Raw genomic sequence first — 25,400 nt, forward strand, 5'->3', positions numbered from 1 at the left:
TAACTGGGAAGCGAGCCATGTTTGAAAAGCGTCACCGCATTACGTTGTTATTCAATGCCAACAAAGCCTACGACCGTCAGGTGGTAGAAGGCGTGGGTGAATATTTGCAGGCGTCGCAATCCGAATGGGATATTTTTATTGAAGAAGATTTCCGCACCCGTCTGGAGAACATCAAAGACTGGCTGGGTGATGGCGTTATCGCCGACTATGACGATCCCATCATCGAGCAGCTGCTAACCGACGTCAACGTGCCGATTGTGGGGGTCGGCGGCTCGTATCATTCACCCGAACACTACCCGCCGGTCCACTACATCGCCACCGATAACCATGCCCTGGTCGAGGCCGCCTTTCTCCATTTAAAGGAGAAAGGCGTCCATCGCTTCGCGTTTTATGGTTTACCCGCCACCAGCGGCAAGCGCTGGGCCGTGGAGCGTGAACATGCGTTTTGCCAGCTGGTCGCGCAGGAGAAGTACCGCGGCGTGGTCTATCAGGGGCTGGAAACCGCACCGGAAAACTGGCAGCACGCGCAAAACCGCCTGGCGGACTGGCTGCAAACGCTGCCACCGCAAACCGGCATTATTGCCGTGACGGACGCCCGCGCCCGACACGTGCTGCAGGTCTGCGAACATTTGCATATCCCGGTGCCCGAAAAACTGTGCGTGATTGGCATTGATAACGAAGAACTGACCCGCTACCTGTCCCGCGTGGCGCTCTCCTCCGTAGCACAGGGCACACGTCAGATGGGCTATCAGGCGGCAAAGCTGTTGCACCGTCTGCTGGATAAAGAGGCTCTGCCGCTTCAGCGCCTGCTGGTTCCCCCCGTCCGCGTCGTTGAGCGTCGCTCAACCGATTATCGTTCCCTAAGCGACCCGGCCGTCATTCAGGCCATGCACTATATCCGCAACCACGCCTGCAAAGGGATTAAGGTCGATCAGGTCCTGGACTCGGTGGGCATTTCCCGCTCGAATCTGGAGAAGCGATTCAAAGAAGAGGTGGGCGAAACCATTCATGCCGTCATTCATGCGGAGAAGCTGGAGAAGGCCCGCAGCCTGCTTGTCTCCACGTCACTGTCGATCAACGAAATCTCGCAGATGTGCGGCTATCCGTCGCTGCAGTATTTCTATTCGGTGTTTCGCAAAGAGTATGACACCACGCCGAAAGAGTACCGGGATCGCCACAGCGAGGTGCTGATATAGAAAAGGAAACGCCTTCCACTGGAAGGCGTTTTTTGAGATTACATATGGGCGGCAATTAAGCGCTGGTTATCCTGGTACATAGCGAACAGATAGTTGTTATAGCTATTTCCCTTCGTCGAATAACCTTTTAGCTTGTGAATCATTGCGCTGGCCGTTACTTCCTGATCCGCTTTACGCAACTGAGCGCGTGATTTACGGAACGATGAGTAGGCCGGGTGCGTATTAAGATTCACCGCGTAAGCATTCACGGAATCTTTTACTGATTCAAACTGAGAATAGCCCTTCACTTTGCCGGGCGCATTATTACAACGCCCTTTCGCACATTTCATGCCGAACAGGTTATTGTTATTACGCGCCAGCTTAGACGTTCCCCAGCCGCTTTCGGCTGCTGCCATGGTCGCTACCATGCTGCCTGGGATAATGTCCACACGCTCAAGGAGAGCATTCCACGGTACGCGACGCGTGTTACCGTTCCAGCTCAGTTTGTAGCGCTTCGTGATGTCTTTCAGACGCGCGCGTTCAGACGGCGACCAGCGGCTATCGTACTGTTTTGAAATTAACCAGTTACGATCCGCCGTAATCGCGGCATTTTGACTTGTTATGTAAGGCATTACCGTCCGGAGAAACGCTTTTTTTCTTGGTGTTCCGGAAGGGTATTTTCGCAAATCAGGAAGTGAACTACTCTTTGCACTATTGCGAGAATACTCTTGTTTACTGCTAACCTTACTACTTGTCGTCTTTATTACGTGGGCTTTCTTACTCGTTGTATCCGTGTGCGTCTTCGCAAGCACCCCACCCGAAAATGTCGTGGTGAGTAACATGAGTATCGCGGCCCCATATCGTCGAATGGGAGTCGATATCATTAGGTCTCCTGGTCGGATGTAATCATCCCAACACCTTATTTTTTTCACAAATTTGAGAGCGGAATCTCAAATCATATCAAAAATAGACTTCAAGAGCACGTATAGAAATAGTCCAAATCCGAAACTATGTCACCTGAAACTTGCTCATAAAAACATCATTCCTGAAAAAATGTGTGCGATATCGCAGATAACTGTCTCATTTCGCGCGGGATCACTCATCCTCACAGATCCTCCCGACAGAAAGCGATGGGGGATGAGTTTTTAACCACAACCTGATGGCACACTGATCAAAAATGCCGCGACAGGAAAATGGAATGAAACGCACCGCATTAGCTTTTCTGATGTTACCCGCTCTGGCACATGCCGACTGGTCATCGCCGGGGTTTAACGCATTCCGCGCCGAAGGCACCGGGGTTTTCACCAGCCAGGCAAAGCTTACGAAGGGTACGCGTCCTCTGACGCTGAGTTTTGACAAGACGTGCTGGCAGCCTTCGGAGGCGATAAAACTCAATGAGATGCTGTCGCTCAAGCCCTGCGACGGGTCTCCGCCGCAGTGGCGCCTTTTCCGCGACGGTGAATACCAGATGCGGATTGATACCCGATCCGGCACGCCAACTCTGCTGCTGACAATTCAGAGCACCGCAGAACAGCCGGTTGCAAGCGTTATCCGCCAGTGCCCGAAGTGGGACGGTAAACCGCTGACGCTGGACGTCAGCCATACCTTCCCGGAAGGCACCGTGGTGCGTGATTTCTACAGCAAACAGACCGCGACGGTGCAGAACGGAAACATAACCCTGCAGCCAGCCGCCAGCAGTGGTGGCCTGCTGCTGCTTGAGCGCGCCGAAACCGACAAACCAGCGCCGTTTAGCTGGCAGAACGCCACCGTCTATTTTGTGCTAACCGACCGCTTTGTGAATGGCGACCCGAGCAACGACAACAGCTACGGTCGTCACAAAGACGGCATGCAGGAGATTGGCACCTTCCACGGTGGCGATCTCAAAGGGCTCGCCAGCAGGCTCGACTATTTACAGCAGCTGGGGGTGAACGCGCTCTGGATAAGTTCCCCGCTTGAGCAGATCCACGGCTGGGTAGGCGGTGGCACCAAAGGGGACTTCCCACACTATGCCTATCACGGCTACTACACCCAGGACTGGACGAAGCTCGATGCCAACATGGGCACCGAGGATGATCTGCGCCATCTTGTTGATGAAGCGCACAGGCGCGGCATTCGCATCCTGTTCGATATCGTCATGAACCACGCGGGCTACGCGACGCTTGCGGACATGCAGGAGTACCAGTTTGGCGCGCTGTATCTGCAGGGTGATGAGCTGAAAAAGACCCTGGGCGACCGCTGGACGGACTGGAAGCCGGGCGCGGGCCAAAGCTGGCATAGCTTCAACGATTACATCAACTTTAGCGACAAAGCCGCATGGGAAAAATGGTGGGGCAAGAAATGGATCCGCACCGACATTGGTGATTACGACAACCCCGGCTTCGACGATTTAACCATGTCGCTGGCGTTCCTACCGGATCTGAAAACGGAATCCACCGCCCCTTCCGGATTACCCAACTTTTATCAGCACAAGCCCGATACCCACGCGAAAGCCATCCCGGGATATACCCCGCGCGACTATCTCACCCACTGGCTCAGCCAGTGGGTGCGCGACTACGGCATTGACGGTTTCCGGGTGGATACCGCGAAGCACGTCGAGCTTGCGGCCTGGCAACAGTTAAAGGACCAGGCTAGTCAGGCGCTGGCCGCGTGGAAAGGGGCCAACCCGGACAAAAAGCTGGATAACGCACCGTTCTGGATGACCGGCGAGTCCTGGGGTCACGGAGTGATGCAAAGCGACTATTACCGCCACGGTTTCGACGCGATGATCAACTTTGATTATCAGGAGCAGGCGGCAAAAGCGGTGGATTGCCTGGCCGATATGGATCTCACCTGGCAGCAGATGGCGGAAAAGCTGCAAAGCTTCAACGTGCTGAGCTATCTCTCCTCCCATGACACACGCCTGTTCCGCGAAGGAGGCCAGCGCGCTGCGGAACTGCTCCTGCTGGCACCGGGCAGCGTACAAATCTATTACGGTGATGAATCCGAGCGTCCGTTTGGCCCGACGGGGTCTGACCCGCTGCAGGGTACCCGCTCGGATATGAACTGGCAGGACGTGACGGGCAAGCAGGCCTTAACCGTCGCCCACTGGCAAACGCTGGGCCAGTTCCGTGCCCGCCATCCGGCGATCGGTGAAGGCAAGCAAACCACGCTGTCGCTGAAAGAGGGGTACGGCTTCGTGCGCGAGCACAAGGGCGATAAGGTGATGGTGGTATGGGCGGGTAATCAATAATTATCCCCCCTCACCCTGGCCCTCTCCCCGCATGGGGAGTGAGCCGGGGTGAGGGGTGAAACCCACCAGAACTATTCACTACAAAAATCCCACTCCGCCCTACAAAACAACAAATCCGACCACATCTCCCGATTTGCACCAGCACAGTGCTAGCGTTATGGTTACCCACTTTCAAAATAAGCTCGATAGAACACCTGCTATGACGTTTTCACTTTTTGGCGACAAATTCACCCGCCATTCAGGCATTACTCGCCTGATGGAGGACCTCAACGACGGGCTGCGCACACCGGGCGCCATCATGCTCGGCGGCGGAAACCCGGCGCAAATTCCGGAGATGACAACCTATTTCCAGACGCTGCTCGCGCAGATGCTGGAAAACGGCAAAGCGACCGATGCGCTCTGCAATTACGACGGTCCGCAGGGTAAAACCGAGCTACTGACTCTCCTTGCCAAAATGCTGCGTGAAGAGCTGGGCTGGGATATCGAACCACAGAATATTGCACTAACAAACGGCAGCCAGAGCGCGTTTTTCTACTTGTTTAACCTCTTCGCAGGGCGTCGTGCCGACGGCACCACCAAAAAGGTGCTGTTCCCGCTGGCACCGGAGTATATCGGCTATGCTGATTCCGGCCTGGAAGAGGATCTGTTCGTCTCCGCGCGCCCGAACATCGAGCTGCTGCCGGAAGGCCAGTTCAAATATCACGTCGATTTTGAACACCTGCATATTGGTGAAGAGACGGGGATGATCTGCGTATCGCGCCCGACGAACCCAACGGGCAACGTGATTACCGACGACGAACTGATGAAGCTGGATGTCCTGGCGAACCAGCACGGCATCCCGCTGGTGATCGACAATGCCTACGGCGTGCCGTTCCCGGGCATTATCTTCAGCGAAGCTCGTCCGCTGTGGAATCCGAACATTGTCCTGTGCATGAGCCTCTCCAAGCTGGGTCTGCCGGGCAGCCGCTGCGGCATCATCATCGCCAACGAGAAAATCATCACCGCCATTACCAATATGAACGGCATTATCAGCCTTTCACCGGGCGGTATCGGCCCGGCGATGATGTGCGAAATGATCAAGCGCAACGACCTGCTGCGTCTGTCTAATGAAGTCATCAAACCGTTCTATTACCAGCGCGTTCAGGAGACGATTGCGACGCTTCGCCGCTACTTACCGGAAGAACGCTGCCTGATCCACAAACCCGAAGGAGCGATTTTCCTGTGGCTGTGGTTTAAGGATTTGCCGATCACTACAGAACTGCTCTATCAGCGACTGAAAAAGCGTGGCGTGCTGATGGTGCCGGGCGATTACTTCTTCCCGGGTCTGGATAAGCCATGGCCGCACACGCACCAGTGCATGCGCATGAACTACGTGCCCGATCCGGCAAAAATCGAAGCGGGCGTCAAAATTCTCGCCGAAGAAATTGAAAAAGCGTGGCATGAAGGCAGCCAGTAACACGCTACCCCTCACGCACGTTAAAACCCAGCTCTTTTGATATCGCCTCTGCCGTTTCGCGCAGAGGCTTGAGCAGGTTTTTCTCGCCAACCTGCTTCATGCGGGACGTCGACAGCGAAATGGAGATCGCATACGGCACGCGACCATGAATATCAAACACCGGCACGGCGATACAGGAGACACCCAGCTCGTTCTCTTCTTTATCCATTGCCATGCTGCGATCGCGAATTTCCGCCAGCTCATCGTACATAGCACTCAGTTCAGTGATGGTATTGCGCGTCAGCGGTTGAATCTGTTCCTGATGGCTTTGCCAGTAACTGGCCACGTAATCCTGATGACCAAAGGCCATATAGATCTTGCCCATTGCAGAACAATAGAGCGGCATATGCTGGCCGATGTAAGCACGCGTACGCAGCATGCCGGTTGTCGGCTCGAGCTTATAAATTAGGATCGCGTGGTCATCTTCCCGACTGGAAAAGTTCACCGTTTCGCCAGTGGCAATGTTCAGCGCCTCAAGATGCGGGGCCGCCACGTGAATAATGTTGAGCGATGACAGCGCCTTTTGCCCGACAGCAATGAATTTCGTGGTCAAACGATAGCTGCCCGCCGCTGGCGCCGGGGTAACGTACCCGCACGACTGCAGTCCCTGGAGTAACCGGTGGACGGTGCTCTTATTCAAACCAGCCAGTTCCGATAAATGCGCAAGCGGACACCCGTTCGGGTAGTTGCTGAGGATCTCAATCAGCATCAGGCCGCGAAACAGGCTCTGGCTGCCCGCTGGCCTCTCTTTTTCCTGCGTTATTTCGCTCTCTTTCATGCTCATCAAATCGCTCCTTTTTATCGCGCTCCTGATGGTAGCGCAAAGTGTGGTTTAGTTCACGATCTCAACAGAAAAAACACAACCAGTTGATTTTAATGATTTTTGAAAAACGTGAATGTCGTTGATCTGACAAAAATTGATCGCTATATTTGAAATCAGATTTCGCATAGTGAAATTTAACGATAAAAAAGCGTTCGCACTTGCCCCTAAAAAACAGGAGAACAGGGATGAAAGTGACCTTCGAAGAGTTGAAAGCGGCGTTCAATCGGGTTCTGCTCGATCGCGGCATAAAAGTGGAGACTGCCGATGCCTGCGCAGAGATGTTTGCCCGCACCACCGAGTCCGGTGTCTACTCGCATGGCGTAAACCGCTTCCCGCGTTTTATTCAGCAACTGGATGCGGGCGACATCATCCCTGACGCCCAGCCACAACGGGTGACCTCATTGGGTGCCATCGAACAGTGGGATGCCCGACGCTCCATCGGCAACCTGACAGCGAAAAAGATGATGGATCGCGCCACCGAACTGGCATCCGACCACGGTATCGGCCTGGTGGCGCTGCGTAACGCCAACCACTGGATGCGCGGCGGCAGTTACGGCTGGCAGGCGGCTGAGAAAGGTTACATTGGAATTTGCTGGACCAACTCCATTGCAGTAATGCCTGCGTGGGGATCAAAAGAATGCTGCATCGGCACAAACCCGCTGATCGTCGCTATCCCGTCGAATCCCATCACCATGGTCGACATGTCGATGTCGATGTTCTCCTACGGCATGCTGGAAGTGAACCGCCTGGCCGGGCGCGAGTTGCCTGTAGATGGCGGCTTTGACGACGAGGGCAATCTCACCCGAGAGCCTGGCGTGATTGAGAAAAACCGCCGTATTCTGCCGATGGGCTACTGGAAAGGTTCAGGCTTATCCATCGTGCTCGACATGATCGCTACCCTGCTCTCTAACGGCTCTTCCGTCGCAGAAGTGACCCAGGACAACAGCGACGAATATGGCGTATCGCAGATCTTTATCGCTATTGAAGTGGATCGCCTGATCGACGGGCCAACCCGCGATGCCAAACTGCAACGCATCATGGACTTCATCACTACCGCCGAACGCGCTGATGAAAATGTTGCCGTTCGTTTGCCGGGACATGAATTCACGCGTCTGCAAGAAGAGAACCGTCGCAACGGCATAACCATTGACGACAGCGTATGGGCGAAAATCCAGTCTCTGTAAGGAGGGGATGATGATATTCGGACATATTTCGCAGCCCAATCCGTGTCGCCTGCCGCTGGCGATTGAAAAAGCGCTTCATTTTCTGCGCACCACGGATTTCACCACCCTGGAGCCAGGCGTGGTGGAAATTGAAGGCCGCACTATTTTTGCCCAGGTGCTCGACCTCACCACAAAGGAACAACACGAAAACCGTCCTGAAGTGCACCGCCGCTATCTGGATATTCAGTTTCTGGCCTGGGGTGAAGAGAAAATCGGTATCGCTATTGATACTGGCAATAACAAAATAAGTGAATCATTACTGGAACAGCGAGATATTATTTTTTATCACGACAGCGAAAATGAGTCGTTTATAGAAATGGTACCTGGCAGTTATGCCATATTTTTCCCGCAGGATGTTCATCGTCCTGCCTGTATTAAAAACAAGGAAACGGTAATTCGTAAAATTGTGGTGAAAGTGGCAATCAGCGAATTATTGTAATTTTCTGACGAATACAGGAACGCGAAATGACCAACACCGGTTTTATTATTGGTGCGTACCCCTGCGCACCCTCGTTTCACCAGAAAGGGGAACAAGAAGAACAATCCTTCTGGCGGGAACTTTCCGACACACCGTACATACGCGGGCTGGAACAACCTTGCCTGGAAAACCTTCATCCTTTCGGTGACGAGTGGCTGTTCCGTCATACGCCGGACGAGTGGCAAATCGTGGTCACGGCGGTGATGGAAACCATGCGCCGTCGTGGCACGAACGGCGCATTTGGTCTGGCATCAGCAGACGAAGAACAACGTAAAGCATGCGTTGAATTTTACCGGCATCTGCACCAGAAAATTGACGCTGTAAATGTGCGTTTTCCGGGAAAAGTCATAGCCCTGGAGATGCAGGCGGCGCCGCAGGCCGGGAACGCATCCGTCGAACAGGCCACCGAGGCATTCTCCCGCTCAATCTGCGAAATTGTGAGCTGGAACTGGTCCTGCGATCTGGTGCTGGAACACTGCGATGCCATGACCGGACCTGCACCGCGTAAAGGTTTTTTACCCTTAGAACAGGTGCTGGAGGTGGTAAACGGAACCGACATCAGCGTCTGCATCAACTGGGCACGGTCGGCCATTGAAGGCCGTAATTCCACCGTTCCGCTTGAACACGTTCAGGCCGCATGTAAAGCCGGAAAATTGGGCGCGCTGATGTTCTCTGGCACCACCACACGCGGCGAATATGGCGAGTGGCAGGATCTGCACGCGCCGTTTTCTTCGTTCTGTGCCGACAGTTTAATGACGACTGAACAGGCTACATCACTCTTTACTGCGGCGAGCGCCGCAACATTGAAATTCTCCGGTATTAAATTACTGGAAATAAATGCTAATGCTGATGTCAGCCATCGCATCGCCATTTTGCGTGACGGCATTAGCGCTATGAATAAAGCGACACAATAAAAATAAAAACATATTCCGATTACATTCACAGAGACATTAACTATGAATATTTCAACGAATGCTCTACATGCGGATATTCCGCGCCAGCGCTGGCTAAGAATTATTCCACCTATTCTTATCGCCTGCATTATTTCTTACATGGACCGCGTAAATATCGCCTTTGCGATGCCCGGAGGTATGGATGAAGAACTGGGTATTTCCGCCACCATGGCAGGTCTGGCAGGCGGGATCTTCTTTATCGGCTATCTGTTCCTGCAGGTTCCGGGCGGCAAGATTGCTGTTCATGGTAGCGGCAAGAAGTTTATCGGTTGGTCCCTGGTCGCCTGGGCAGTCATCTCAGTCCTGACCGGCATTGTCACCAACCAGTATCAGTTGCTGGTGCTGCGCTTCTTACTCGGCGTGGCGGAAGGCGGGATGCTGCCCGTTGTGTTAACGATGATAAGCAACTGGTTTCCGGATGCCGAACGTGGCCGCGCCAACGCGATTGTGATCATGTTCGTGCCGATTGCCGGGATCATCACCGCGCCACTTTCTGGCTGGATTATTACCGCGCTCGACTGGCGCTGGCTTTTTATCATTGAAGGTTTGATGTCCATAGTGGTGCTGGTGCTGTGGGCGTTCACCGTTTACGACCGTCCGCAGGAAGCACGCTGGATCTCAGAGGCCGAGAAAAACTATCTGGTACAAACGCTGGCCGCTGAACAGCAGGCCATCGCCGGAAAAGAGGTGAAAAATGCCTCATTGAGCGCCGTGCTTTCCGATAAAACCATGTGGCAATTAATCGCCCTGAACTTCTTCTACCAGACCGGGATTTACGGTTATACCCTTTGGCTGCCCACCATCCTGAAAGAGCTGACGCACACCAGCATCGGCCAGGTCGGGGTGCTCGCCATTCTGCCTTACATCGGTGCCATTGCGGGGATGTTCCTGTTCTCTACGCTTTCTGACCGCACCGGCAAGCGCAAGCTGTTTGTCTCCCTGCCGCTGATTGGCTTCGCACTTTGCATGTTCCTCTCCGTGGCGCTGAAGGCAAACACCTGGCTGGCCTATGCCGCGTTGGTCGGCTGCGGATTCTTCCTGCAGTCCGCCGCTGGGGTGTTCTGGACGATTCCTGCACGTCTGTTTAGCGCCGAAATGGCAGGCGGTGCGCGCGGTGTGATCAATGCGCTTGGTAACCTAGGCGGATTCTGCGGCCCTTATGCGGTAGGCGTACTGATAACGCTGTACAGCAAAGATGCGGGAGTTTACTGCCTGGCGATTTCTCTGGCACTGGCTGCGCTGCTGGCACTGCTGTTACCAGCGAAATGTGATGCCGGAGCAGAACCCAATCCCACGGTGAATCCGCATAAGCGTGCGGCCTGATGCCCTCACCCAACCCACTAAACCGAACCGTAGGCCGGGTAAGCGAAGCGCCACCCGGCGAATAAGTGAGATGAAGATGAGTGAAAAAGAGCCCTTCTGGCTGGGTATCGATTGTGGCGGTACTTATCTGAAAGCCGGGTTATACAACCGCCAGGGAAAGGAAATGTGTATCGAACGTCGCTCAGTGGCCACGCTCAGCCCACGCGCAGGCTATGCGGAGCGGGATATGCACCAGCTCTGGCAGCACTGCCACGCTACCGTCGCCACGCTGCTCAAACGTTCAGGCATAGACGGAGAGCAGATCAAAGGCGTCGGCATTTCTGCTCAGGGCAAAGGACTGTTTCTACTCGATAAACAGGATCGGCCCCTGGGCAACGCCATGCTCTCTTCTGACCGCCGGGCGCTGGAGATTGTGCAACGCTGGCAGCAGGACGGCATTCCAGAAAAACTCTATCCGCATACGCGCCAGACGCTGTGGACCGGGCATCCGGCCTCGCTTCTGCGCTGGGTAAAAGAGAATGAGCCTCAGCGCTTCGAGAAAATTGGCTGCGTGATGATGGCGCACGATTATCTTCGCTGGTGCCTCACCGGCACCAAAGCCTGCGAAGAGAGCAACATTTCGGAGTCCAATCTCTACAATATGAATACCGGCCAGTACGACCCACAGCTCACACGCTGGCTCGGTATCAGCGAAATTGACGGCGCCCTGCCGCCGATTGTCGGTTCAGCAGAAATTTGCGGGGAAATCACCGCTCAGGCAGCCGCACTGACCGGTCTCGCGGCGGGTACGCCCGTCGTTGGTGGACTGTTTGACGTGGTTTCCACCGCGATCTGTGCCGGGCTACACGACGAACACGCGTTGAATGCCGTAATGGGCACCTGGGCCGTCACCAGCGGGATTGCGCATGGCATCCGCGACAGCGAGCCGTTCCCCTACGTCTATGGCCGCTACGTTCATCCGCAGCAGTACATCGTTCACGAAGCCAGCCCGACTTCCTCCGGCAATCTTGAGTGGCTCACCGCGCAGTGGGGCGATATGTCATTCGATGAAATCAACCATGCCGTCGCCGGTCTGCCAAAAGCCGGAAGCGATCTGATTTTCCTGCCATTCCTCTACGGCAGCAACGCGGGTCTGGAGATGACCAGCGGTTTCTACGGCATGCAGACGCTACACACCCGCGCGCACCTGCTGCAGGCGGTTTACGAAGGCGTGGTATTCAGCCACATGACCCATCTTAACCGCATGCTTGAGCGCTTTACCGAGGTGCAGGCACTGCGCGTCACGGGTGGCCCGGCCCATTCGGACGTGTGGATGCAGATGCTTGCGGACGTCAGCGGTCTGACAATTCAATTACCCCAAGTAGAAGAGACTGGCTGTTCCGGTGCCGCGCTGGCCGCACTGGTCGGTACAGGCATCTATCCCGATTTCCACACGGCGCAACGCGCCCTTAAACATGACATCCGGGTGATTGAACCCGACATGAACGCCCATGCGGCCTATCAACGCAAATATCACCGCTATCAGTTACTGATTTCAGCATTACAGGGCTATCACGCCCAGGTTAAGGAGCACGACCTATGAGCCGACCATTACTGCAGCTGGCGCTCGATCACACCTCACTTCAGGCCGCGCAGCGCGATGTTGCCCTGCTTGTGGATCACGTCGATATCGTCGAAGCCGGTACCCTTTTATGTCTGACCGAAGGACTAAGCGCCGTCCGCGCGCTGCGCAAACAGTGCCCGGAGAAAATTATTGTGGCGGACTGGAAAGTGGCCGATGCCGGCGAGACGCTGGCAGAACAGGCGTTTGGCGCGGGCGCGAACTGGATGACCATTATCTGCGCCGCTCCGCTGGCGACCGTTGAGCGAGGCCACGAGGTGGCACTGCGCTGCGGAGGAGAAATCCAGATAGAGCTCTTTGGTAACTGGACGCTGGACGACGCGCGCGCATGGCAACGTATCGGCGTAAAACAGGCGATATACCACCGGGGAAGAGACGCGCAGGCCAGCGGTCAGCAGTGGGGTGAGACGGATCTCGCCAGAATGAAAGCCCTCTCAGATATCGGTTTACAGCTTTCGATTACCGGCGGCATCACGCCTGCCGATCTCCCCCTGTTTAAGCGAATCAACGTCAAAGCGTTTATCGCCGGGCGCGCGCTGGCGGGCGCGGATAACCCGCCACAGGTGGCACAGGCATTCCATTCGCAAATCCGCGATATCTGGGGAGCGTAACCATGCGTCAGCATCCGTTAGGTATTTATGAAAAAGCGCTGCCGAAAGATCTCTCCTGGCCGGAACGCCTGGTCCTGGCGAAGAGCTGCGGATTCGATTTCGTTGAGATGTCGGTTGATGAAACCGACGAGCGTTTATCTCGCCTTGAGTGGAGTACCACGCAGCGCGCCTCTCTGGTTGAAGCGATGCTGGAAACCGGGGTCTCTATCCCTTCTATGTGCTTGTCTGCCCACCGTCGCTTCCCGTTCGGCAGCCGCGACGAAACGGTGCGCCAGCGCGCCCGTGAGATCATGACCAAAGCCATCAGGCTGGCACGCGACTTAGGTATTCGCACCATTCAGCTTGCGGGTTATGACGTCTATTACGAAGAGCACGATGAAGGTACTCAACAACGTTTTGCCGAAGGACTGGCATGGGCCGTTGAGCAGGCCGCCGCCGCACAGGTGATGCTGGCGGTCGAGATCATGGATACCGCATTTATGAATTCCATCAGCAAGTGGAAAAAGTGGGACAGCATGCTTGCCTCGCCGTGGTTCAGCGTTTACCCGGACGTTGGCAACCTGAGCGCGTGGGGTAACGACGTTACTGCCGAGCTGACGCTGGGCATTGACCGCATTGCGGCTATTCACCTGAAAGATACCCAACCCGTTACCGCGCAAAGCCCCGGACAGTTCCGCGATGTACCGTTTGGCGATGGCTGCGTCGATTTTGTCGGCGTGTTTAACACGCTGAATAAGCTGAACTATCGTGGCGCGTTTCTGATTGAAATGTGGACCGAAAAAGCCAAAGAGCCGGTGCTGGAGATTATCCAGGCACGCCGCTGGATTGAAGCCCGTATGCAGGAAGGAGGCATGACATGTTAGAACAACTGAAAACCGAGGTACTGGCGGCAAACCTGGCGCTGCCAGCCCACCAGCTGGTGACCTTTACCTGGGGCAACGTCAGCGCAATAGATCGCGAAAGCGGCATGATGGTGATCAAGCCGTCCGGCGTGGAGTACGACGTGATGACGGCGGAGGATATGGTGGTGGTGAACATTGCCACCGGCCTGGTGGTCGAAGGCAGTAAAAAACCCTCCTCTGACACACCAACCCATCTGGCACTGTATCGCCGTTATCCGGAGATTGGCGGCATCGTACATACCCATTCCCGCCACGCCACCATCTGGTCGCAGGCGGGACAGGATTTACCCGCCTGGGGCACGACACACGCAGACTATTTCTACGGAGCGATCCCCTGCACGCGGCTGATGACCACGGCAGAAATTGCCGGGGAATACGAATACCAGACGGGCGAAGTGATCATTAAAACCTTCGAGGAGCGCGATCTCAGCCCAATGCAGGTCCCGGCGGTACTGGTTCACTCCCACGGCCCGTTCGCCTGGGGCAAAGACGCTGCCGATGCGGTCCACAATGCCGTCGTGCTGGAAGAGTGCGCCTATATGGGCCTGTTCTCACGCCAGCTCGCACCACAATTACCGGCTATGCAGCAGGCGCTGCTGGACAAGCATTATCTGCGCAAGCACGGGGCGAACGCCTATTACGGGCAGTAATCAACCGGAATTAATATGCTCCTTACAGTACCGCCGTTTCCAGACGGCGGGGGTTAACCCGGTATGCTTCGAAAATATCTGTCGAAAATATCCCACGTCGTTAAAGCCGCAGCGCGCTGCGACCTCGGTTAATGACGCAGCGTCGTTGAGCAGGAGTTTTTCCGCCGCCCTGACGCGCTGGCGATGTATCGCCTCCGTCAGGGTTAAATGGAAAGTCCGGCGAAAGACGCGCCCGAGATAATCTGCATTACAGTGCAACGCTTTTGCCAGCTGCGAGGTGGATATCGGTAAATGAAACTGCGTGCGAATAAGCTGTTTTGCCTTCCATGCCATCGCCGCGCCGGCCTGATCTGCGCTGTCTTCATATCCTGAAGAGTTTGACACCTGCTGTAAAATCAATAATAAAATCATCTCCAGCGCCAGGCTTCGCCGTAATTTCTCCTGCTCGCTGAGAAATTGACGAAAGAGCGCAATCACATATTCCGCATCCCTTACGCGGCAGTGTTGTTCTATTGCCAGAGGAGCAGCGTTGGGTAACGTTGGATCTTGCGGCTCCACCTCAAAATGCAGCCAGTAAAAGCGCAGGTCCGCCGGGAAATCCTCCACGCCCACATGCCGACGCTGCGGCCAGAGCAATAAACTCTCTCCCGCATTAACATCAAAAACATGATTTTCTTCCTGGATCGTTAAAGTCCCTTTTTCGACAAAAATAATCTCCCACGATGTTAATTTTCGCGCAGGGTGGCGGCCCACTCCGCGGGAGATAAATAGCCCGCCATTTTGAACCTTAACCGGAAGCGCTATGGATAATTCGAGCATGGATATTCACCATTCCGCTTTTATTGTCGTTAATATTCGACTTACCTGTTGATTATTAATCAATATTAAAATATCTGTCCGATCGGAATCACATTTTTATCATCAGGTCGGAATCGTCACCTTTTTATACTTTTCCCTTCCCTTGTTGGCCTTTCCGTTCGATGCAGAATAAAGAGGTACCCAGCATAAATACGATAATAAATTCGATCTCCGAGGAGTTACTTCATGACTTCCACACCGATTACAGACGCAGACGCTGCAAAACAGAAAGTCGATGACCGGCTGTCCGTCCGCGAGAAAATGGGCTACGGCCTGGGCGATGCGGGCGGCACGGTGATTACCTGCCTGATCATGAACTTTCTGACCTTTTTCTATACCGATGTATTTGGTCTCACCCCTGCGCTGGTGGGCACGCTGTTTATTGCCCTTCGCGTGTTTGACGCCATTTCCGATCCGGTGATGGGCGTCATTGCTGACCGCACGCAGAGCCGCTGGGGCCGATTTCGTCCCTGGCAGCTGTGGGTCGCCGTCCCGATAGGCATTATCGGCGTAATGACCTTCACCGTTCCGGAAGCCAGCATGGGCGTGAAAATCGCCTGGGCGTTCGGCACCTATTTGCTGTTATCCGTGGGCTATACCGCCATCAACGTGCCCTACTGCGCGCTGATTAACACCATGACCACCCGCCACAACGAGGTGATCGCCTGCCAGTCCTGGCGCTTTGTGCTGTGCGGCGTGGCGGGCTTTCTGGTCTCCGTTGGCCTGCCGTGGCTGGTAGCGGAGCTGGGTCAGGGCGATACCGCGAAGGGTTATCAACTGGGCGTTGGCGTGCTGTGCGCTATCGCCGTGGTGATGTTCTTGTGCTGCTTCTTCTGGGTTCGCGAACGCGTTCCGCTGGCGCTGATGGGCAAATTCACCCTGCGCGAGCACCTGGCGGGCCTGCGTAAAAACGATCAGTTGCTGCTGATGTTGTTGATGTCGTTTCTGCTGATCAACGTCTTCAACATTCGCGGCGGTGGATATATGTACTTTATCACCTACGTGCTTCAGGGCAGCACGGCGTACACCTCGCTGTTTTTCACCATGGTGACCTTTGCCGCTATTCTGGGCGCGGTGATCGTCAGCCCGCTGTCGCGCCGTATTGATACCGTCAAACTCTACTACTACACCAACCTGGTGCTCGCTGCGCTTGCGGTGGGCATGTGGTTTCTGCCGGGTGGCCCGGCGCACCAGACGCTATGGCTGATCGTCATTTTAAGCAACGGCGTGATCCTGGGCTTCACCCTGCCGCTGCACTTCTCGCTAATGGCTTTTGCCGATGACTACGGCGAGTGGAAAACCGGCGTGCGTTCGTCGGGCATGAACTTCGCCTTCAACCTGTTTTTCATCAAGCTTGCGTGGGCATCCAGCGCCGGGATTATCAGCCTGGTGTTTATTGCCGTGGCCTATCAGCCAGGCGCGGGCAACCAGACGCCAGCCTCACTGCAGGGCATCACCGCCATGGAGACGCTGCTGCCTGCCCTTTTCCACCTGCTGCTGGCGGTCGCTATCCGCTGGTGCAGGCTTAATAACCCAATGATGTCGCGCATTTCCACCGATCTGCGCCAGCGTCACGTACCGTCCTGAGGAGAACGCTATGTCCATAATGGAACCCGACCTGCACCAGCTGAAAATCAACGATCCGTTTCTCGGGCAATATCAACGGCTGGTCCGTGACGTGGTGATCCCTTACCAGTGGGATGCGCTTAACGACCGCGTGGCGGAGGCCGAACCCAGCCACGCCATCGCCAACTTCCGCATCGCGGCCGGGCTGGAACAGGGGGAGTTTTACGGGATGGTATTTCAGGACAGCGACGTGGCGAAATGGCTCGAAGCCGTGGCGTGGTCGCTGTGCCAGAAGCCGGATGCAGCACTGGAAAAAACCGCCGACGAGGTGATTGAACTGGTCGCGGCGGCGCAGTGTGAAGATGGCTACCTCAACACCTACTTCACGGTAAAAGCCCCCGAGGAACGCTGGACGAATCTGGCCGAATGCCACGAGCTGTACTGCGCCGGGCATATGATTGAAGCGGGCGTGGCGTATTTCCAGGGAACCGGAAAACGTCGCCTGCTGGACGTGGTGTGCAGGCTGGCGGACCATATCGACAGCGTGTTTGGCCCGGGAGAAACACAGCTACACGGTTACCCTGGTCACCCGGAAATCGAGCTGGCGCTGATGAGGCTGTACGACGTCACGCAGGAGCCGCGTTATCTCAATCTGGTGAAATACTTTATTGAAGAACGCGGCGCGCAGCCTCACTTCTACGATAGCGAATACGAGAAGCGCGGCAAAACATCTTACTGGAACACCTATGGTCCGGCGTGGATGGTCAAGGACAAAGCCTACAGCCAGGCGCATCTGCCCCTTGCGGAACAACAAACGGCCATCGGCCATGCCGTGCGTTTCGTCTATCTGATGGCGGGCATGGCGCATCTGGCGCGCCTGAGCAACGACGAGGGGAAACGCCGGGACTGTCTGCGGCTGTGGAACAACATGGCGCAGCGCCAGCTGTACATTACCGGCGGGATTGGCTCGCAGAGCAGCGGGGAGGCGTTCAGCAGCGATTACGATCTGCCCAACGATACGGTGTACGCCGAAAGCTGTGCCTCAATCGGCCTGATGATGTTCGCCCGCCGGATGCTGGAGATGGAGGCAGACAGCCACTACGCCGACGTGATGGAGCGCGCGCTGTACAACACGGTGCTGGGCGGGATGGCGCTGGACGGTAAGCATTTCTTTTATGTCAATCCACTGGAAGTGCATCCGAAAACGCTGGCCTTTAACCATATCTATGACCACGTGAAGCCGGTGCGTCAGCGCTGGTTCGGCTGCGCCTGCTGCCCGCCGAATATCGCCCGCGTGCTGACCTCGCTGGGGCACTACATTTATACCGTTCGCCCGGATGCGCTGCTGATAAACCTGTACGTGGGGAACGACGTCGCCATTCCGGTGGGCGATAACGCCCTACAGCTGCGCATTAGCGGTAACTATCCGTGGCAGGAGCAGGTGAAGATCGAAATCACCTCGCCGGTTCCGGTCACCCACACGCTGGCACTCAGGCTGCCGGACTGGTGCGCGGAGCCTGCCGTTTCGCTGAATGGCGAAGCCATTACCGGTGAAGTGTCACGCGGATACCTCTACCTCAACCGCCGCTGGCAGGAAGGCGACACCCTGACCCTGACGCTACCGATGCCGGTCCGCCGCGTGTACGGTAACCCTCAGGTGCGCCAGCAGGCGGGTAAAGTCGCGCTACAGCGCGGGCCGCTGGTTTACTGCCTGGAAGAAGCTGATAACGGCGCCAATCTGCATAACCTCTCCTTGCCCCGAGATAGCGAGTTCCGGGTGTATGAAGGCAAAGGCATTTTCGCGCATAAGATGCTGATACAGACAGAGGGAATTGGGTGTCACATGAAGGAAACGGATGCGTTGTGGCAGTACGACCGCTCGCCGGTACAGCGCCAGCCCCGGACGTTGACCTTTATTCCGTGGTTTAGCTGGGCTAACCGGGGAGAAGGGGAAATGCGGATATGGGTGGATGAAGCATAAATAAGGGTAATACTAATTTTCATAATATATAATATTTTTATCGAGCTCGGTGATGCCGAGCTCTGTGATTTATTATCAATCGAAAGACAATGTGATCTAACCCTCGGTATTGTTTTTTTTGGTGTCTATCATCTCAGCATACCATTGTCTAGTACACATTTTAGTGTTATTCCATAAAGACACACAGCTAAAAATAAGGATATCCCATGGAATTCACTGAAAGATTAAATGCCTTATCAAATAAAATAAAACAACAAATTGATGTAATAAATACTGAAGAAGGAACAAAAACTGCATTTGTAATGCCATTCATTCATAATGTCCTGGGCTACGATGTTTTTGATCCTTCAGAAGTAACACCTGAATTTGTCTGTGATATTGGCACAAAAAAAGGAGAAAAAATCGATTACGCCATAATGAAAAACAATGACGTACAAATACTTATTGAATGTAAAAAAATTGGCGAACCATTAAATATAAATCATGCGTCGCAGTTATTCAGATATTTTCACGTAACAAACGCAAGGATTTCAATTCTTACCAATGGTCAAAATTATAAATTTTTCACTGACCTTGACGCACCAAACAAAATGGACGAAAAACCATTTTTGGAAGTCGATCTACTTGATATTGACGAAAATATAATACCTGAATTAAAGAAACTAACTAAATCTTCATTTGATCTCGAATCAATTATCAATGCTGCTGGTGAGTTAAAATATGTTAGCCAAATCAAAAAAATCCTTCACTCTCAGCTTAATAATCCCGAAGATGATTTTGTGAAATTTTTTGCATCCAGGGTTTATGATGGAATTCTGACGCAAAAAGTCAGAGATTCATTTTTAAATTTAACTAAAAAGGCTGCAAGTCAGTACATAAATGATCAAGTTAATGAGCGACTTAAGTCTGCCATTACGGGTATAACCCCAGCGATTACCGAAACATCAAATGAGCCATCGCATATTGAAGAAGATGACCATAAAGATGAAAGCGATGTGATAACAACGCTAGAGGAACTTGAGGGATATCATATTGTTAAAGCAATTACCAGAGCAGTACTAGAGGCACCACGTATCACTCACAGAGATACCAAAAGCTATTTTGGCATTCTTGTGGATGATAACAACCGCAAACCAATATGCCGATTGCATTTTAATCGTACGCAAAAATACATCGGACTTTTCGACATAGAAAAAAACGAAACACGTCACCCTATATCGACAGTCGATGATATCTATTCCTTTGCAGATATCCTTAAAGCAACAGCGGCTCTATATAATTAATTTTTACCCAGACAGCACGCGACGTGCTGCCTCAGCCAGAAATGCGCTTCGATTACCGAACTGAGGATGCTCGCTGACAAAAGAGTCAATCTTTACCAGCAAACGCCGAGGCATCGTGATGTTGATACGCTCGGTCCTGCCGTCGAACTGTTTCATATTGATATCTACCAACAGCCATTGCCCGCCGATGAAATCCTCAGGACGACTTTCCAGATGCGCTTCCACATTACCCGGAAGAGGAAGTGCTTCATCCATTTCAAACAGCGCTTCGAAGTGCGCGGTGAGCGCCTCACGTGCATCCTGAAAAGCGTCGTCCAGGGAATCACCTGCAAAAAAACAGCCTGGAACGTCAGGAAAAAAGCCGCTGGCGCTACCGTCGGTGTCAGAATGAATGTAAGCCGGATAAAACATAACTACTCCTGATATCAGTGTTTAATTCCCGCCTGCCGCCATATCTGCGCGAGCGTGCCCGGTTTAATATCCTTCTTAGGATGTGGGACAGTAACCAGCCCTTTCTGTTCGGGATGGCGAAACTGATGATGGCTTCCTTTCGTTCTGACACATTTCCAGCCGTGGCCGATCAGAACGGTAATGACATCCGCACTTTTCACATCCCAGTCCTTCCATGATTATACACATGATACACACCATTGCTATCGGGTCGAAACACATTAGCGCATAAGGAACATCAGTGCAGCCGTGTTTTGGCGGAACAGGAAGAAGCATCGAGAAATGAAAAAGGAATACGTTGTATTGCAGATAAAAATGCAGGCAAGATCGTAGGCCGGGCAAGGCAACGCCGTCGCCCGGCTTTACCGCATCAGAAGCGCCAGGTCAGGCCGGTCATTAGCGCGAAGCTATCATCGCGGTCGATCATCGGGCTGTTCTTCACGTCATCAGGCAACACGGTGTAGACCGCGCTGGCGTTGAGGTACAGCTTCTGGGTTAACTGATATTTAGCTACCAGACCAATGTAGGGCGTCCAGCTGTCGCCGGCGGTGTATTGATCCAGCCCTGAGCGGCGTGACTCGCTGCCGGATACGCCGTAGTAGTAGTCGTTATAGCTCTCGTCGCTGTAAAAAACACCGACAGAAGGCGTCAGGGTCAAACGCTCCATCCTGATTGGACGGAAGTAGGATACCTCGCCCACCACGCCGCCGCTTTCATCCGTGGCATCGCCTGAGACCGCCACTTTCAGAGAACCCCAGCTTTCGTGGCGGTAGTACGCACCGCCGAGGAACGCAGAGGCTTTACGCTCATCAAGCTGCTTCATCTGGTGGTCGTCGTTATCATCCGGATCAAAATGCAGCGGCATCCAGGATGCGGTCAGGCTGAGTTCATTTTTTGCGTCTTTCCACAGGATCCATCCGCCCGTGGTCTGGCGAACATAGAAACGATCGCCCTCATAGCTAATTAACGGCACCGCGGTGGTATTTTCGTTATAGCCTTTATAAGGAGACTCATTAAATACGGCCCCCGCGCCAAGTGAAAAGTCACCGGCCATTGCAGAAGAGGTTGCAAATAACGTGGCAGCAATCAGTAAATTGTATTTAATAGTCATGTGAAGTAATCCATTTATACGCCAAATAAGCGGGGCGAATAATAATGGTTACAAATTTGCCGGTGCAACGCTGCAGTTTATATAATATTATATATAAAACCATATAGATGGGTGCGCATGATGAATAAATTACAGCTAAAGCCACGCGAGTTAAAAATAATCTCCGTCATCGCAGCCACCCACAGCATTGGTGATGCCGCCGCCCTGCTGGGCATGGCGCAGGCCAATGTCAGTAAATATCTCTCGGATTTTGAAACGCGGGTTGGGCTTAAGGTTTTTGAGCGCACGACCCGCCAGCTCGCTCTGACGCAGTTCGGTGAAGCATTACTCCCCTATGTCGACGCCACGCTGGACAAAAACACGCAACTTATTAATTTCATTGCCGATTATAAGCATGAAAAGCGTGGAAAAGTCACGATTTACGCCCCAACGGGCATTGTGACCTATCTCGCGCGCCACGTGATCCACCAGATAAAGGACATCGGGGACATTCGCATTTCCCTGAAAACCTACAACCTGGACCGCAACGAATATTCAGAAGGTGTGTCCTTCCCGGATGACTGTGATATTTTAATTACCTATGCTCAGCCAAAAGATGAAAGTCTGGTCGCCAGCGTGTTAGCAAAATATTCCGTCACTGCATTCGCAACCCAGGAATATTTAAATAAACATCCTTTAACCGGACCTGAAGATTTAAGTAATCACTCCTGTATTCTGATCGACTCCATGCTGGTCGACGACGCCAACATCTGGCGTTTTCGCATGCATGGCAGTGATGATGTGCATGATTATCGGGTAACCGGAAACTATATTTGCGACAATACCCAGACGGCCCTGGAGCTGGCAAGAAATAACCTTGGCATTGTGTTCGCGCCGAAAGAAAGCCTGAAGAAGGAGTTAACGCAAGGTACGTTGGTCCCCTGTTTCCCGCATCAGGAAGAGTGGTGGCTCGATCTGACCGCCATCTTCCGCAAGCGCGAATATCAGCCCTGGCGCGTACAATATGTTCTGGATGGTGTCCTCAACTGCCTGCGCCAGCAAATTGCTCAGGCCGTCCATGGACGGCCTGAACTGGGTGGTTAGAATAGCCCCAGCGGTTTATCGGAGTAACTGACAAGCAGACATTTCGTCTGCTGATAATGCTCCAGCATCATCTTGTGCGTTTCACGCCCGATGCCCGACTGCTTATACCCGCCAAATGCCGCGTGAGCCGGATAGGCGTGGTAGCAGTTGGTCCATACGCGTCCCGCCTGAATGCCTCTGCCCATTTTATAGGCCAGGTTGCCGTTGCGGCTCCAGACTCCCGCCCCCAGGCCATACGGCGTGTCGTTGGCAATCTCCAGCGCCTCCTCCATCGTTTTGAAGGTAGTCACCGCCAGCACCGGTCCGAAAATCTCCTCCTGGAAGACGCGCATGTTGTTCTGCCCGAACAGGATCGTCGGCTCAAGGTAATACCCTTCCTGCAGATCCCCGCCGAGCACCTTACGGCGACCGCCGGTCAGGATATCCGCCCCTTCCTTCTTGCCGATATCGATGTAATTGAGGATAGTCTCCAGCTGGCCATGCGAGACCTGCGCCCCCATCTGCGTAACGTTATCGAGCGGGTTACCACTGCGGATAGACTCGACGCGGCGAATGGCCCGCTCCATAAAGCGCTCGTAGATGGACTCCTGCACCAGCGCGCGGCTTGGGCAGGTGCAGACTTCGCCCTGGTTAAAGGCAAACAGCGCAAACCCTTCCAGCGCCTTGTCGAAGAAAGCGTCCTCTTCCTCCATCACGTCCGCGAAGAAGATGTTCGGGGACTTCCCGCCCAGCTCCAGGGTCACCGGAATGATGTTTTGTGTGGCGTACTGCATAATCTGCTGGCCCACTTCCGTCGACCCGGTAAACGCCACTTTCGCGATCCGTTTTGAGGTGGCCAGATATTCCCCTATCTCACCGCCCGCGCCGTTCACCACGTTAATCACCCCCGGCGGCAGAAGATCGGCAACAATTTCCATCAGCAGCAGGACAGAGAGCGGGGTTAAACGCGCCGGTTTAAGCACAATGCAGTTCCCGGCGGCCAGCGCGGGCGCCATTTTCCAGCTCGCCATCAGCAGCGGGAAGTTCCACGGAATAATTTGCCCGACGACCCCCAGCGGCTCGTGGAAGTGGTACGCCACGGTGTCGCTATCTACCTCGCTTATTCCGCCCTCCTGCGCGCGAATACAGGAGGCAAAATAGCGGAAGTGGTCGATAGCCAGCGGCACATCTGCCGCCATCGTTTCCCGGATCGGCTTGCCGTTATCCCAGGTTTCCGCCGTCGCCAGCAGCTCCAGGTTCTGCTCCATCCGGTCGGCGATTTTGAACAAAATGGCCGCGCGCTCCTGAACGGAGGTATGGCCCCATTTATCTTTCGCTTTGTGCGCCGCATCCAGCGCCAGATCGATATCCCGCTTGCCGGAGCTGGCAATCTCGCACAGCGGCTGGCCGGTAACGGGCGTCAGGTTGGAATAGTATTCGCCGTCGACGGGGGCCACCCAGTCGCCGCCGATAAAATTGTCATAACGGGGCTTCAGCTTGAGGGGAAAACCATACTCGCCGGGCTGGATTCGCGAAGAGGGAGGATTGTTTGTCATGACCGTCTCCTTGCTGTTGGTGTACAACAAGGGTAGTCCCGGCTGGCGGTTTTCTCGCCAGTGGGTGACGGGTTTACGAGCCGTATCACGGATTACCGTACTTTACGTTTCGTTTCTGCCACTGAGCCATACTTAACAGCTCAAGGGCTCATGAGGAACGATGCGATGCAGCTGTTTATCGGTTTTGACGTAGGCGGAACCCACATCAAACACGGCGTGATTGATGAAAATGGCAAGGAGCTGACGACGGACGAGTACGATACTCCTGAGGATAAAAACACCTTCAAAAAGAAGTGGAAAGCGGTAGTTGAAGCGTATCAGGACGAACACGACATCGTCGGTATCGGCGTGAGCTTTCCCGGCCATATTAACCACCACAGCGGCGAAGCGGCAAAAGCGGGCGCGCTCGACTATCTCGACGGCGAAAACCTGTGCGAACTCTTCGCCGGTCTGACCGATCTTCCCGTCACCGTGGAAAACGACGCCAACTGTGCGGCGCTGGGCGAGCGCTGGCAGGGCGCGGGTAAGGACTACGAGCATTTCGTCTGCATCACCATCGGCACGGGCATCGGTGGCGGGATTGTGATGGAAGGCGATCTTTATCGCGGGTCGCATTACCGCGCCGGCGAATTTGGCGTGCTGCCCGTGGGTAATAACGGCGAACCCATGCATGACGTGGCGTCGGCCAGCGGCCTGATGAAAGCCTGCCGCCGCGCGCTGGCCGTATCAGAAGAAGAGATGCCTGACGGCGAGGAGCTGTTTAAACGCATGGAGAGCGACGTGCATCTGCGTGAGGCCATTGAGGAGTGGGCCCATTGCCTCTCGCGCGGCGTTTACAGCGTAATCTCGATGTTCGATCCACAGGCAGTGCTGATTGGCGGCGGGGTAAGCGAGCAGGAGAAAATCTATCTCCTGCTCGATAAGTACCTGCAGCGATTCGAGGAGTGGGAGGCGCTCAAGGTGCCCATTCTGCCCTGCGAGCTGGGTAACCAGGCGGGAAGGCTGGGCGCGGTATGGCTGGCTAAGCAGAAACTCTCCCGCCGCACGTAG

23 protein-coding genes are annotated in these 25,400 nt (G+C 54.3%); 16 read left to right on the top strand and 7 right to left on the bottom strand.

The window, feature by feature from the left end; genetic code table 11:
• Positions 1–17 precede the first annotated feature (17 nt).
• Entirely contained in the window at positions 18–1,196 is a 1,179-nt protein-coding gene (xylR, locus tag A6013_RS14870; RefSeq protein ID WP_069733334.1) for a D-xylose utilization transcriptional activator XylR, read from the top strand.
• Positions 1,197–1,234: 38 nt separating this feature from the next.
• On the opposite strand, the gene A6013_RS14875 is transcribed toward xylR, so the two are convergent.
• Positions 1,235–2,059, bottom strand: a complete 825-nt coding sequence (locus tag A6013_RS14875; RefSeq protein WP_045630274.1) for a protein bax — start codon at positions 2,057–2,059, stop codon at positions 1,235–1,237.
• 314 nt (positions 2,060–2,373) lie between these two features.
• Here A6013_RS14875 and A6013_RS14880 point away from each other — a divergent pair, with 314 nt between their 5' ends.
• The gene (locus tag A6013_RS14880; RefSeq protein ID WP_069733335.1) at positions 2,374–4,404 is read left to right on the top strand and encodes an alpha-amylase; all 2,031 of its coding nucleotides are present in this window, start codon (positions 2,374–2,376) and stop codon (positions 4,402–4,404) included.
• Positions 4,405–4,603: 199 nt separating this feature from the next.
• Entirely contained in the window at positions 4,604–5,860 is a 1,257-nt protein-coding gene (gene avtA / locus A6013_RS14885; protein ID WP_045260029.1) for a valine--pyruvate transaminase, read from the top strand.
• Positions 5,861–5,864: 4 nt separating this feature from the next.
• Here avtA and yiaJ read toward each other — a convergent pair whose 3' ends face one another.
• Positions 5,865–6,683: an IclR family transcriptional regulator YiaJ gene (yiaJ, locus tag A6013_RS14890; protein WP_041911625.1), complete on the bottom strand. Its 819-nt coding sequence runs from the start codon at positions 6,681–6,683 to the stop codon at positions 5,865–5,867.
• A 224-nt stretch (positions 6,684–6,907) separates the two neighbouring features.
• Here yiaJ and yiaK point away from each other — a divergent pair, with 224 nt between their 5' ends.
• From yiaK to araD, 8 genes are all read left to right on the top strand, one after another.
• The gene (gene yiaK, locus A6013_RS14895; RefSeq protein ID WP_041911626.1) at positions 6,908–7,906 is read left to right on the top strand and encodes a 3-dehydro-L-gulonate 2-dehydrogenase; all 999 of its coding nucleotides are present in this window, start codon (positions 6,908–6,910) and stop codon (positions 7,904–7,906) included.
• 10 nt (positions 7,907–7,916) lie between these two features.
• Positions 7,917–8,384, top strand: coding sequence for a YhcH/YjgK/YiaL family protein (locus tag A6013_RS14900; RefSeq protein ID WP_045630272.1), 468 nt, complete (start codon positions 7,917–7,919; stop codon positions 8,382–8,384).
• A gap of 26 nt (positions 8,385–8,410) precedes the next feature.
• Positions 8,411–9,337 (top strand): DUF4862 family protein, encoded by a 927-nt coding sequence (locus A6013_RS14905; RefSeq protein WP_069733336.1) that lies wholly within the window; start codon positions 8,411–8,413, stop codon positions 9,335–9,337.
• 42 nt (positions 9,338–9,379) lie between these two features.
• Positions 9,380–10,699 (top strand): MFS transporter, encoded by a 1,320-nt coding sequence (locus tag A6013_RS14910; protein ID WP_041911629.1) that lies wholly within the window; start codon positions 9,380–9,382, stop codon positions 10,697–10,699.
• 76 nt (positions 10,700–10,775) lie between these two features.
• Positions 10,776–12,281, top strand: a complete 1,506-nt coding sequence (locus tag A6013_RS14915; protein WP_069733412.1) for an FGGY-family carbohydrate kinase — start codon at positions 10,776–10,778, stop codon at positions 12,279–12,281.
• On the top strand, positions 12,278–12,931 hold the full coding sequence (gene ulaD, locus A6013_RS14920) for a 3-keto-L-gulonate-6-phosphate decarboxylase UlaD (RefSeq protein WP_069733337.1): 654 nt from the start codon (positions 12,278–12,280) through the stop codon (positions 12,929–12,931). Before A6013_RS14915 ends, ulaD begins: the two co-directional genes overlap by 4 nt.
• A gap of 2 nt (positions 12,932–12,933) precedes the next feature.
• Entirely contained in the window at positions 12,934–13,794 is an 861-nt protein-coding gene (locus A6013_RS14925; RefSeq protein WP_045260035.1) for an L-ribulose-5-phosphate 3-epimerase, read from the top strand.
• Positions 13,788–14,483: an L-ribulose-5-phosphate 4-epimerase gene (araD, locus tag A6013_RS14930; RefSeq protein ID WP_041911632.1), complete on the top strand. Its 696-nt coding sequence runs from the start codon at positions 13,788–13,790 to the stop codon at positions 14,481–14,483. Before A6013_RS14925 ends, araD begins: the two co-directional genes overlap by 7 nt.
• On the opposite strand, the gene A6013_RS14935 is transcribed toward araD, so the two are convergent.
• Entirely contained in the window at positions 14,484–15,302 is an 819-nt protein-coding gene (locus A6013_RS14935; RefSeq protein ID WP_045260037.1) for an AraC family transcriptional regulator, read from the bottom strand.
• A 225-nt stretch (positions 15,303–15,527) separates the two neighbouring features.
• Between A6013_RS14935 and A6013_RS14940 the strand changes: the two genes are divergently transcribed.
• The 3 genes from A6013_RS14940 (at position 15,528) to A6013_RS14950 (ending at position 20,171) form a co-directional block, all read left to right on the top strand.
• On the top strand, positions 15,528–16,928 hold the full coding sequence (locus A6013_RS14940) for an MFS transporter (RefSeq protein WP_069733338.1): 1,401 nt from the start codon (positions 15,528–15,530) through the stop codon (positions 16,926–16,928).
• Between the two features lie 10 nt (positions 16,929–16,938).
• Positions 16,939–18,888, top strand: a complete 1,950-nt coding sequence (locus A6013_RS14945) for a glycoside hydrolase family 127 protein (protein WP_069733339.1) — start codon at positions 16,939–16,941, stop codon at positions 18,886–18,888.
• Between the two features lie 206 nt (positions 18,889–19,094).
• Positions 19,095–20,171: a type I restriction endonuclease gene (locus A6013_RS14950; protein WP_060572008.1), complete on the top strand. Its 1,077-nt coding sequence runs from the start codon at positions 19,095–19,097 to the stop codon at positions 20,169–20,171.
• 3 nt (positions 20,172–20,174) lie between these two features.
• Here A6013_RS14950 and A6013_RS14955 read toward each other — a convergent pair whose 3' ends face one another.
• From A6013_RS14955 to A6013_RS14965, 3 genes are all read right to left on the bottom strand, one after another.
• Complete coding sequence (locus A6013_RS14955; protein WP_069733340.1) at positions 20,175–20,582, bottom strand: type II toxin-antitoxin system HicB family antitoxin; 408 nt, start codon at positions 20,580–20,582, stop codon at positions 20,175–20,177.
• Positions 20,583–20,596: 14 nt separating this feature from the next.
• Positions 20,597–20,782 (bottom strand): type II toxin-antitoxin system HicA family toxin, encoded by a 186-nt coding sequence (locus tag A6013_RS14960; RefSeq protein WP_041911637.1) that lies wholly within the window; start codon positions 20,780–20,782, stop codon positions 20,597–20,599.
• Between the two features lie 209 nt (positions 20,783–20,991).
• The gene (locus A6013_RS14965) at positions 20,992–21,732 is read right to left on the bottom strand and encodes a MipA/OmpV family protein (RefSeq protein WP_047366936.1); all 741 of its coding nucleotides are present in this window, start codon (positions 21,730–21,732) and stop codon (positions 20,992–20,994) included.
• A 117-nt stretch (positions 21,733–21,849) separates the two neighbouring features.
• On the opposite strand from A6013_RS14965, the gene A6013_RS14970 reads away from it, so the two are divergent.
• Positions 21,850–22,815 carry a LysR family transcriptional regulator gene (locus A6013_RS14970; RefSeq protein WP_069733341.1) on the top strand — a complete coding sequence of 322 codons (966 nt, stop codon included), beginning with the start codon at positions 21,850–21,852 and terminating at the stop codon, positions 22,813–22,815.
• Here the strand turns inward: A6013_RS14970 and aldB are convergent.
• Positions 22,812–24,350, bottom strand: a complete 1,539-nt coding sequence (gene aldB / locus A6013_RS14975) for an aldehyde dehydrogenase AldB (protein WP_041911639.1) — start codon at positions 24,348–24,350, stop codon at positions 22,812–22,814. The two genes, A6013_RS14970 and aldB, sit on opposite strands and share 4 nt — an antisense overlap.
• Before the next feature lie 165 nt (positions 24,351–24,515).
• On the opposite strand from aldB, the gene A6013_RS14980 reads away from it, so the two are divergent.
• Positions 24,516–25,400: an ROK family protein gene (locus tag A6013_RS14980; RefSeq protein ID WP_028015053.1), complete on the top strand. Its 885-nt coding sequence runs from the start codon at positions 24,516–24,518 to the stop codon at positions 25,398–25,400.

Source organism: Enterobacter sp. IF2SW-B1, from assembly GCF_001743375.1.
Classification (GTDB): domain Bacteria; phylum Pseudomonadota; class Gammaproteobacteria; order Enterobacterales; family Enterobacteriaceae; genus Enterobacter; species Enterobacter bugandensis.